Raw genomic sequence first — 2,077 nt, 5'->3', positions numbered from 1 at the left:
GGCACCCGGACACGGCGGCGCTCGTGTCCGCGCTCGACCTGGTGATCAGCGTCGACACCTGGCGCGGCGAGGTCGCCCGCCAGGTGTGCGAGGCGGGCGCGGACCTGCTCAACGACACCTGGGCCGGTGCGGATCCGCAGCTGGTGCGGGTCGCCGCGGAGTTCGGCGTCGGCATGGTGTGCTCGCACACCGGCGGCCTGCCGCCGCGCACCGATCCCTACCGGGTGCGCTACACCGACGTCGTCGCCGAGGTGGTCGGCGAACTCGTCGAGCGCGCCGAGCACGCGGTGGCGGCGGGCGTGCCGCCCGCCGGAGTGCTGGTCGACCCGACGCACGACTTCGGCAAGAACACCTGGCACGGGCTGGAGCTGGTGCGCCGGGTGGACGAGCTGACCGCCACCGGCTGGCCGGTGCTGATGGCGATGTCGAACAAGGACTTCGTCGGCGAGACGCTCGGTGCCGAGGTGTCCGAGCGGCTGGAGGGCACCTTGGCGGCAACCGCGGTCGCCGCGTGGGGCGGCGCTCGGGTGTTCCGCGCGCACCAGGTCGCCGAGACGCGGCGGGTGCTGGAGATGGTGGCTTCGATCGCCGGGACGCGGCCACCCGCCGAGGTGCTGCGGGCGCTGGCGTGACCAGCGGTCGGGCGCCCGCGTGGCCGTAGGGTAGCGGTCCGCCGGAGGCGCTCGGCCGCGAGTGCGACCGGCCTCAGAAAGCGTCTTCGACGAGCTTGCCGGTGTGCGCGATGGGCAGCTCCGGGTCCAGTTCGCGCAGCAGCGGCGCCAGCCGCAGCCAGCGCGATCGCATCTGCGGTGCGCTCGGGTGCCTGCGCGCGACCTCCCTGGCGAGCTCGTCGATGCGCCACCACGCCTCGTCGAGTTCCAAGCCGGTTTCCGGCATCCGGTGCACGGCTTCGACCAGCTCCGCTATCCGGGCCCGCAGTTCGGCGAGGTCCGGGCGGGCACCGTTGCGGTCCGCGTCCGCTCCCGCGGCGTCCGGCCTGGGACGCGGTGCGGGCAGGACGACCTCGCGGCCGTCGGCCGGACCGGGGGCGTTTCGTTCGCTGTCGTCGCGCACACCGAGCTCCTTGCCTCCTCGCGGGCACGCTGTCCGCTGGGCGTGCCTGGTGATCCGAAGTGTGGGGCGCTTTCCCCGGTGATCGAGCAGGGTCGTGAATCGATCCACTCATTCGGCGCAGTGATCACCCACGAACGGGCTGCCGGTGCGGTCCACCGGCCACGATGGGCGATCGATCGCTGCCCACCTACTTATGATTAGTGAGTCAATTCACCTCGAGTCGAATCGGGAAAGGACCAACAGCCCCTTGCGCCCGGCCGATGACAGTGGTTCCGAATCACCGTAGAGTCACTACTCGTGAAGGCTGATGCGCTCCGCGGCCACCTGGATGCCTTGCTGCTGGCCACGCTCGACGGCAGGCAGTTGCACGGCTACGCGATCATCGAGGCGTTGCAGCACCGCAGCGGCGGTGCGCTGGACCTGCCCACGGGAACCGTCTACCCGGCGTTGCGCAGGCTGGAACGCACCGGATACGTGCACAGCGTTTGGAGCACGGTCGGCGGCAGGCAGCGCCGCACCTACCGGCTCACCCACTCCGGGACGGAGGCGTTGCACGACGAGCGGCGCGCCTGGCGCGAGTTCACCTCCGCCATCGAAGGCGTGCTGGAGAACAGGTCCGTCCCGGTGCAGCCGACCGCGCAGGCATGAGCGGCGTGCGAGCTGGCTGCTCGGCCGTCGGGCGTCCGTGCCACGATCGGTGCCGTGGCTAGTGCGCTGATCTACCTCCTCGTCGTGCTCGTGGTCGCCGCGGTGATCTACCTGCTGGCGACCCTGGTCTTCGGCCGCGGTGAGCAGTTGGAGGCGTTGCCCCCCGGCTCCACGCCGACCCGGCTGCCCGCCACCGACGTGGAAGGTGCCGATGTGCGGGCGCTGCGGTTCCAGCAGGTCGCCCGCGGGTACAAGGCAGCCGAGGTGGATTGGGCGATGGACCGCCTGGCGGGCGAGATCGACGACCTGCGCGGCCGGATCGCGGTCCTGCAGCGGCAGCTCGACGTGGCCGGCG

Annotated in this window: 4 protein-coding genes; 3 read left to right on the top strand and 1 reads right to left on the bottom strand. The window is 71.8% G+C overall.

Annotated elements, in window-relative coordinates:
• Window positions 1-632: dihydropteroate synthase (gene folP / locus IJH84_RS15790; protein WP_295145775.1), on the top strand; the 632-nt coding region annotated here is incomplete at its 5' end.
• 73 nt (window positions 633-705) lie between these two features.
• On the opposite strand, the gene IJH84_RS15785 is transcribed toward folP, so the two are convergent.
• The gene (locus IJH84_RS15785; RefSeq protein WP_295145773.1) at window positions 706-1,074 is read right to left on the bottom strand and encodes a hypothetical protein; all 369 of its coding nucleotides are present in this window, start codon (window positions 1,072-1,074) and stop codon (window positions 706-708) included.
• A 297-nt stretch (window positions 1,075-1,371) separates the two neighbouring features.
• On the opposite strand from IJH84_RS15785, the gene IJH84_RS15780 reads away from it, so the two are divergent.
• Both IJH84_RS15780 and IJH84_RS15775 read left to right on the top strand, forming a co-directional pair.
• Window positions 1,372-1,722 carry a PadR family transcriptional regulator gene (locus IJH84_RS15780; protein WP_200073284.1) on the top strand — a complete coding sequence of 117 codons (351 nt, stop codon included), beginning with the start codon at window positions 1,372-1,374 and terminating at the stop codon, window positions 1,720-1,722.
• A gap of 54 nt (window positions 1,723-1,776) precedes the next feature.
• Window positions 1,777-2,077: DivIVA domain-containing protein (locus tag IJH84_RS15775; protein WP_295145771.1), on the top strand; the 301-nt coding region annotated here is incomplete at its 3' end.

Origin of the sequence: Saccharopolyspora sp. (assembly GCF_017434145.1) — a bacterium.
Taxonomy (GTDB): domain Bacteria; phylum Actinomycetota; class Actinomycetes; order Mycobacteriales; family Pseudonocardiaceae; genus Saccharopolyspora_C; species Saccharopolyspora_C galaxeae.
Note: the sequence above shows the minus strand (reverse complement) of the source record. Positions and strands in the feature narration are given on the sequence as shown.